This window comes from Aquipuribacter hungaricus, assembly GCF_037860755.1.
Taxonomy (GTDB): Bacteria; Actinomycetota; Actinomycetes; order Actinomycetales; family JBBAYJ01; genus Aquipuribacter; species Aquipuribacter hungaricus.
The window spans coordinates 1-7,867 of sequence record NZ_JBBEOI010000169.1 but is presented as its reverse complement, the minus strand read 5'-3'; the positions used below and the strand labels follow the sequence as shown (position 1 = coordinate 7,867).

Annotated in this window: 9 protein-coding genes; 7 read left to right on the top strand and 2 right to left on the bottom strand. The window is 75.5% G+C overall.

Translation table 11 applies throughout. The features are described 5' to 3' along the window. The 7 genes from WCS02_RS14905 to WCS02_RS14875 form a co-directional block, all read left to right on the top strand. Positions 1-349, top strand: a 349-nt coding sequence (locus WCS02_RS14905) for a PucR family transcriptional regulator (RefSeq protein WP_340294585.1), incomplete at its 5' end; no start/stop codon positions are given. Between the two features lie 134 nt (positions 350-483). Continuing rightward, complete coding sequence (locus tag WCS02_RS14900; protein ID WP_340294583.1) at positions 484-1,677, top strand: acyltransferase domain-containing protein; 1,194 nt, start codon at positions 484-486, stop codon at positions 1,675-1,677. Beyond that, positions 1,674-2,690 (top strand): beta-ketoacyl-ACP synthase III, encoded by a 1,017-nt coding sequence (locus WCS02_RS14895; RefSeq protein ID WP_340294582.1) that lies wholly within the window; start codon positions 1,674-1,676, stop codon positions 2,688-2,690. Before WCS02_RS14900 ends, WCS02_RS14895 begins: the two co-directional genes overlap by 4 nt. Positions 2,691-2,795: 105 nt before the next feature. Further along, positions 2,796-3,041 carry an acyl carrier protein gene (locus WCS02_RS14890; protein WP_340294581.1) on the top strand — a complete coding sequence of 82 codons (246 nt, stop codon included), beginning with the start codon at positions 2,796-2,798 and terminating at the stop codon, positions 3,039-3,041. Between the two features lie 124 nt (positions 3,042-3,165). Next, on the top strand, positions 3,166-4,416 hold the full coding sequence (gene fabF, locus WCS02_RS14885) for a beta-ketoacyl-ACP synthase II (RefSeq protein ID WP_340294580.1): 1,251 nt from the start codon (positions 3,166-3,168) through the stop codon (positions 4,414-4,416). After that, complete coding sequence (locus tag WCS02_RS14880) at positions 4,413-5,837, top strand: acyl-CoA carboxylase subunit beta (protein WP_340294579.1); 1,425 nt, start codon at positions 4,413-4,415, stop codon at positions 5,835-5,837. The genes fabF and WCS02_RS14880 overlap by 4 nt, the downstream gene beginning before the upstream one ends. A 6-nt stretch (positions 5,838-5,843) precedes the next feature. After that, positions 5,844-6,419, top strand: a complete 576-nt coding sequence (locus tag WCS02_RS14875; RefSeq protein ID WP_340294577.1) for a GNAT family N-acetyltransferase — start codon at positions 5,844-5,846, stop codon at positions 6,417-6,419. A gap of 24 nt (positions 6,420-6,443) precedes the next feature. Here WCS02_RS14875 and WCS02_RS21235 read toward each other — a convergent pair whose 3' ends face one another. Both WCS02_RS21235 and WCS02_RS14865 read right to left on the bottom strand, forming a co-directional pair. Next, a complete protein-coding gene (locus tag WCS02_RS21235) occupies positions 6,444-6,593 on the bottom strand; it encodes a YbaK/EbsC family protein (protein WP_452039061.1) in 150 nt (49 codons plus the stop codon). 637 nt (positions 6,594-7,230) lie between these two features. Beyond that, a complete protein-coding gene (locus tag WCS02_RS14865; protein ID WP_340294575.1) occupies positions 7,231-7,725 on the bottom strand; it encodes a DUF3145 domain-containing protein in 495 nt (164 codons plus the stop codon). Between the last annotated feature and the right edge of the window lie 142 nt (positions 7,726-7,867).

The window sequence follows — 7,867 nt, the reverse complement described above, 5'->3', positions numbered from 1 at the left end:
CGCCTGGCCCGCCGCGCCGCGGCCGGTGCTCGCCTCGGCGCTGCTGCCCGAGCGGGTCCTCGCCGGCGACGTCACCGCGCGCCGGGCGCTCGTCGACATGGTCCACACCCCGCTGGTCGAGGCCGGCAAGGACCTCGTGGACACCCTCCAGGCCTACCTGGACACCGGCGGCGCGCTGGAGGCGACCGCCCGGGTGCTGTTCGTCCACGCCAACACCGTCCGTTACCGGCTCAACCGGGTCGAGCAGGTCACCGGCCTGCTGGCGACCGACCCCCGGGAGCGGTGGACCCTGCAGCTCGGCCTCGCTCTCGGCCGTCTCGCGGGGTCACCCCGGCCTCACCGCGCGTGATGCCGGCCGGCGGCCCGCCCGCAGGTCACGGACGTGTCACGACGGGGACCTTGTAGGACTCCTACAGAACCTCGCCGCGAACGTGGTGCCCGCCGCAGCGGCGCCGGCGCGGCGCGCTGGGCCACTGTGGGGACGTGCTCATCGTCGTCTGCCCGGGTCAGGGCTCCCAGACCCCCGGCTTCCTGTCCCCGTGGCTCGAGCTCCCGGAGTTCGAGGAGCGGCTGTCCTGGCTGTCCGCCGTCGCCGCCGTCGACCTCGTCGCCCACGGCACGACGTCCGACGCGGACACGATCCGCGACACCGCCGTGGCGCAGCCCCTCATCGTGGGCGCCGGGCTGGTCAGCCTCCTCGAGCTGTTCCCCCACCCCTCCGACGCCTTCCGCCTGAGCGCGGCCGGGGCCGGGCACTCCGTCGGCGAGATCACGGCCGCGTCCGCCGCCGGGGTGATGACCGCGGAGCAGGCGATGGTGTTCGTGCGCGAGCGCGGCCTGGCCATGGCGCGGGCCAGCGCGGCCGCCCCGACCGGGATGAGCGCCGTGCTCGGCGGCGACCCCGCGGACGTCGACGCCGTGCTCGAGAGCCACGGCCTCACCGCGGCCAACCGCAACGGCGCTGGCCAGGTCGTCGCGGCCGGCACGCTCGAGCAGCTCGCCGCCCTGTCCGCCTCGCCGCCCGCGAAGACCCGCGTGGTCCCGCTGCAGGTGGCCGGCGCCTTCCACACCCGCCACATGGAGCCCGCCGTCGGTGTGCTGTCCCGCCACGCCCGCGCCATCTCCACGCACGACCCGCGCAGCCGCCTGGTGTCCAACGCCGACGGCACCGTCGTCCACGACGGCCGCGAGGTCCTCGCCCGCCTGGTCCGCCAGGTCGCGCGCCCCGTCCGCTGGGACCTGTGCATGGAGACCTTCCGCGACCTGGGCGTCACCGGCATCGTCGAGATCCCGCCGGCCGGCACCCTGTCGGGGCTGGCCAAGCGCGCGCTCCCGGGGGTCGAGATCGTCGCGCTCAAGACGCCCGACGACCTGCCCGCGGCCCGCGCCCTGGTCAAGGAGCACGGCGGCCAGCCGAGCACGATGTCGTCCAGCCCCACGTGGCGCCTGGTCGTCTCCCCCGCCAAGGGCCTGGTCACCTTCGGCGGCCTGCCCGAGGGCAGCGACGTCACCCCCGGCAGCGTCGTGGCGCGGGTCGAGGGCCTGCGCGACTCCTACGACGTCACCGCCCCGCACGGCGGCACGGTCGTGGAGTGGGTCGTCCAGGACGGCGACCCCGTCTCCCCCGGACAGCCGCTGGTGCGCCTGCACCCCACCACCCAGCAGGGCCGCGCGTGAGCGCCCGCATCACCCGCGCCCGCGGGGCGGAGCACGCCCGGATCATGGGCGTCGGGGCGATGCGGCCCGAGCGCGTCGTCACCAACGAGGAGGTCTGCACCTGGATCGACTCCTCCGACCAGTGGATCCGGGAGCGCTCCGGGATTGTCCAGCGCCGGTTCGCCAAGCCGGAGGAGACCGTCGTCGACATGGCCCTGCCGGCGTGCCGGGCGGCGCTGGAGATGGCAGGCCTCGGCCCGGGCGACGTCGACGCCGTCATCGTCTCCACCGTCACCTGGTACCTGCAGACGCCGTCCGCCGCGGCCGTGCTCGCCGAGCGCCTGGGCAGCACGCCCGCCGCCGCGTTCGACCTGTCCGCCGCCTGCGCCGGCTTCTCGCACGGGGTCGGCCTGGCCTCGGACATGGTGCGCTCCGGCAGCGCCCGCCACGTGCTCGTCGTCGGCGTGGAGAAGCTGTCGGACTTCACCGACCGGCGCGACCGCAGCACGGCGTTCCTGTTCGGGGACGGCGCGGGCGCGGTCGTCGTCGGCCCGTCGGAGACGCCCGGCATCGGCCCGACCGTCTGGGGCAGCGACGGGGCCCAGGCCGACGTCATCTCCCAGAGCACGTCGTGGACGTCCATGCGCAGCGAGGACGGCCGGACCGTCGCCGGCGACTGGCCCGCGCTGACCATGGTCGGCCAGACGGTGTTCCGCTGGGCGGTGTGGCAGATGGCCCCCGTGGCGCAGAAGGCGATGGACGCGGCCGGGGTCACCGCCACCGACCTCGCGGCGTTCGTCCCCCACCAGGCCAACGTCCGCATCATCGACGCGATGGCCAAGCAGCTCGGCCTGCCCGAGGACCTGCCGGTCGCCCGGGACATCGCCTGGATGGGCAACACGTCGGCGGCCTCCGTGCCGCTGGCCATGGAGCGGATGCTCGCCGACGGCTCCGCGCCGTCGGGCGGCCTCGCGCTCCTCATCGGTTTCGGCGCAGGCCTGGTCTACGCCGCGCAGGTGGTCGAGCTGCCGTAGGCGGCCCGAGCCCCTGACCCCACCCCCGCTCGCGCGGGCGCACCCGCACCACCCGTCCGCCAGCACCACCCGTCGCACGACCGAACCCAGAGGGAGCACCACATCATGGCAAGCGAGCAGGAGATCCTGAGCGGCCTGGCCGACATCGTCAACGAGGAGACGGGTCTGCCCACGGACGCCGTGGAGCTCGACAAGAACTTCACCGACGACCTCGACATCGACTCCCTGTCGATGATGACCATCGTCGTGAACGCCGAGGAGAAGTTCGGCATCCGCATCCCCGACGAGGACGTCAAGAACCTCGCCACCGTGCGCGACGCCGTCAGCTACATCGCCCAGGCCCAGGGCTGAGCGGCCGGGCCGGGCGCCCACGAGGCGCCCGGCCCGCCCCCGCACGACCGCTCCACCGGCACCACCGGCGCACCAGCGCGACCCCCACCCAGCGGACGCACCGCACGAAGACCCGGGAGATCCCATGAGCACGACCGTCGTCGTCACCGGCCTCGGCGCCACCACCCCGATCGGGGGTGACGCCGTCTCCACCTGGGAGGCCGCCCTCAAGGGCGTCTCGGGTGCCGCCACGTTCACCGGACCCTGGGTGGACGACTTCGAGCTTCCCGTCCGCTTCGGCGCGCAGCTCACCGTCCCCGCCTCGGAGATGCTCACCAAGGTGCAGCTGCGCCGGCTGGACCCCAGCTCGCAGTACGCCCTCATCGCCGCCCAGGAGGCCTGGCGCGACGCCGGCTCCCCCACGCCGGAGCCCACGCGGCTCGGCGTGTGCATGGCCAGCGGCATCGGCGGGCTGTGGACGCTGCTCGACAACTGGGACGCCATGAAGGCCGGCGGGCCCCGCCGGGTCTTCCCGCTGTCGATCCCCATGCTCATGCCGAACGCGCCCGCCGCGACCGTGAGCCTCGAGGTCGGCGCCCGCGCCGGCGCCCACACCCCGGTCAGCGCGTGCGCGTCCGGCGCCGAGGCCATCGCCATGGCCATCGACATGATCCGCAGCGGCCGCGCCGACATCGTCGTCGCCGGTGGCACCGAGGCCGTCGTCCACCCGCTGCCCGTGGCCGCCTTCGCCGCCATGCAGGCCCTGTCGACCCGCAACGACGACCCTTCGACCGCCTCGCGGCCCTACGACATCGGGCGCGACGGCTTCGTCCTCGGCGAGGGTGCCGGGGTCGTCGTCCTGGAGTCCGAGGAGCACGCCCGCGCCCGCGGCGCCCGTGTCCACGCCGAGATCCTGGGCGCCGGCATGAGCTCCGACGCCCACCACATCGCCGCCCCCGAGCCCGAGGGCATGGGCGCCGCCCGCGCCATCCAGGAGGCGCTGGACGTGTCGGGCCTCACCGCCTCCGACATCGACCACATCAACGCCCACGCCACGTCCACCCCCGTCGGCGACGTCGCCGAGGCCCGCGCCATCCACCGCGCGCTCGGCTCGGACATCGCCTCCCGGATCGCCGTGTCGGCCACCAAGTCCATGACCGGGCACCTGCTGGGCGCCGCCGGTGCCGTCGAGGCCGTGTTCGCCGTCTGCGCGGTCCGCGACCGCGTCGCCCCGCCGACCATCAACATCACCGAGATGGACCCGGTCGTCGAGCTCGATGTCGTGCGCGACGAGCCCCGCCAGCTCGGCGACGGGACCCGCCCGGTCGTGGCGCTCAACAACTCCTTCGGCTTCGGTGGCCACAACGTCGCCCTGACCTTCCGCAGCGCGTCATGACGGCCACCGCCGCCCCCACCACGGCCGGCCTCTCGGTCGAGGTCGACCCCCGCGACCCGATGCTGCGGCTGCAGGCCTTCGCCGACGAGGGCAGCGTGGAGCTGCTGCGCGAGCCCGACAGCTCCGGCATGGTCGCCGCGACGGTCCGGGTCGACGGCACCCCCGCCGTGGTGTTCTGCTCCGACGCCCGCGTCATGGGCGGGGCGATGGGCGAGGTCGGCTGCAAGGTCGTCCTGCTGGCCTACGAGCGGGCCCTGGCCGACGGCGTCCCCGTCGTCGGGCTCTGGCACTCCGGCGGCGCCCGGCTGGCGGAGGGCGTCGTCAGCCTCCACGCCGTCGGCGAGGTCTTCGCGATCATGACGCGCGCGTCCGGCAAGATCCCCCAGATCAGCGTCGTCATCGGCGCGGCTGCGGGCGGGGCGGCCTACGGGCCTGCGCTCACCGACGTCGTCGTGCTCGGCCCCGACGGCCGGGTGTTCGTCACCGGTCCCGACGTGGTCCGCAGCGTCACCGGCGAGAAGGTCGACGCGCTGCGGCTCGGTGGGCCCGAGCCCCACGGCCGCCGCTCCGGCGTCGTCCACGTCACCACCGAGACCACCGAGGACGCCTACCTGCGCGGCCGCGAGCTGGTCACGCTGCTCGGCACCCCCCGCCGGGTGGACCCGACGGCCGTGGTCGACAAGGACCTCGGCCGGCACCTGCCCGAGAACCCCAAGCGCGCCTACGACGTGCACCCGGTCGTCGCCGACCTGCTCGACGACGACGCCGAGGTGCTCGAGCTGCACGCCCGCTGGGCCCCGAACGTCGTCACCACGCTCGGCCGGCTCGGCGGCGGGACCGTCGGCGTCGTCGCCAACAACCCGATGCGCCTGGGCGGCTGCCTGGACTCCAGCTCGGCGGAGAAGGCCGCGCGCTTCGTGCGGATGTGCGACGCGTTCGGCATCCCGCTCGTCGTGCTCGTCGACGTCCCCGGCTACCTGCCGGGCGTGGGCCAGGAGTGGGACGGCGTGGTCCGCCGCGGCGCGAAGCTGCTGCACGCCTTCGCGGAGGCGACGGTCCCCCGCGTCACCCTCGTGACGCGCAAGGCCTACGGCGGCGCGTACATCGCCATGAACTCCCGCTCCCTGGGAGCGACCAAGGTCTTCGCGTGGCCGACCGGCGAGGTGGCCGTCATGGGCGCCGTCGCCGCGGTCCGCATCCTCCACCGCCGCCGCCTGGCCGAGGTGCCGGACGACGCGCGGGCGCAGGTCGAGGTCGAGCTGGCCGCCGAGCACGAGCGCCTCGCCGGCGGCATCCCCCGCGCCATGGAGATCGGCGTGGTCGACGAGATCGTCGCCACCGCGCAGACCCGGTCCGCGCTGGCGTCGGCGGTGGCCGCGGCCCCCGCGGTGCGCGGCCAGCACGGCAACATCCCGCTGTAGGTCGTCGTGGTCGGGGGGCTCGCGCCGGAGCGGCGGCGGACGCAGCGGCTGCTCCTGCGCGGGTTCACCGACGCCGACCGGGAGCCGTTCGCCGCGCTCAACTCCGACCCGGCGGTCATGGAGCACTTCCCGTCCCCCGTCGACCGCGCCCGCAGCGACGCGCTCGTCGACCGGGTGCGGGCCGGCTGGGCCGACCGCGGCTGGGGCCTGTGGGCGGTGGAGCGGGCGGACACCGGGGAGATGGTCGGGTTCACCGGCCTGTCACCGGCGACGTTCGACGCGCCCTTCACCCCGGCCGTCGAGGTCGGCTGGCGCCTGGCCCGCGCGCACTGGGGCCAGGGCTTCGCGACCGAGGCGGCGCTCGCCTCGCTGCGGGTCGCGTTCGAGGACCTGGGGGTCGGCGAGGTGGTGTCGTTCACCGCGGTCACCAACTCCCGGTCCCGGGCGGTCATGGAGCGGCTCGGCATGCACCGCGACCCGGCCGACGACTTCCCCTACCCGTCCATCCCCGAGGGGCACCCGCTCCGCCCGCACGTGCTCTACCGCCTCGACGCCGCGACGTGGCGGTTGCGGCAGGGCTGAGCAGCGGAGCGGCCGACCGGACCGTCAGCCCGCGGGCGGCACGGGGACGCCGAGGCCGTCGACGGCCTCCGCCCCCGGCAGCGCCCCGAGCAGCGCCCCGGGGAGCACGAGCTTGGAGCGGCGCAGCCCGGAGCCGACCACGACCCACGGCTGCGCGACGACGGCCGCGTCCACGAGGACAGGCCAGGATGCGGGCAGGCCGATCGGGGTGATGCCGCCGTGCTCCAGCCGCTGTCCGCCACGGCCGTGGCCATGGGCGCGAACGATGCCTTGCGGGCGTCCAGGCGCCGGCGGACCAGCCCGTTGACGTCGGCCCGCGTGGTGGCCAGGACCACGCAGGCGGCCAGGGTCGTCGTCTCGCCGCGGCGCCCGGCCACCACGACGCAGTTGGCCGACTGCTCGAGGGTGACGCCGTGGGCCGCGCAGAACGCCGCGGTGTCCGCGAGGTCGGGGTCGATCTCCGCGACGTGCACCTGACCGGCCTCGGACGCAGCGAGCGTCCCCAGCGCGGCGGCCACGGGCGGCGCGAGCAGGTCCGGCCGGTCGAGGGCGGGGACGGTGGTGAGGCTGCCGAGCACGTCGGAGACCGTACCGACCGCGGCACGGCAGACGCCGGTGATCTCGGGCTCGCTCGCGTGCGCGTGCTCCGACGAGGTGAGCGACGCCGGTGATCTCGGGCTCGCTCGCAGGTGGGTCCGTCGGCGCCCGTGGGGCGGCTCTCTGCGAGCCGTCGTGGTCGTCCTCGGGCCGTCAGGGCCGTGCCGGCGGCTCCTGGGGAGTCATCGTGGTGGTGGTCCCAGGCCGGTGGGACTCAGCCGACGCGGTGCAGCCAGCGGACCTGCGCGTCGTCGCCGGCGTGGCGGAACGGCTCGAGCTCTCGGTCCCAGGCCTCGCCCAGCGCCAGCTCCAGCCGGCGCCGCACCTCCGCCGGGTCGCCCAGGGCGAGCGCGGCCCGCACCCGGTCCTCCGGCACCACGGTGTTGCCGTGGACGTCGACGACCGCGTGGAACAGCCCCAGGTCGGGGACGTGGCTGAACCGGGCGCCGTCGACTCCGCGGCTCGGCTCCTCGGTCACCTCGTAGCGCAGGTCGGCCCAGCCGCGCAGCGCGCTCGCCAGACGTGCCCCTGTGCCCTGCTCACCCTGCCACGACATGTCGGTGCGGTACAGGTTCGGGCCGAGCGGCTGGGGCGTCCACGTCAGGTCGACGCGCACTCCCAGGGCGCGCCCGGCGGCCCACTCGACGTGGGGGCACAGGGCGCGTGCTGCGGAGTGCACGTAGAGCACACCGCGGGTGACGACTGGCATGGTGTCTCCTCCGTGTCCGAGGGTCGTCTTCCCCAACGGCCTCGTGCGCGGAGCGGTCCTGTGCCGCGGCAAGTGTGGCGCACGCCCCCCGCGCCGCGCCAGCCCGCCGCGCCGGGCACCCGGCCGGGACCCGGCCGGCGCT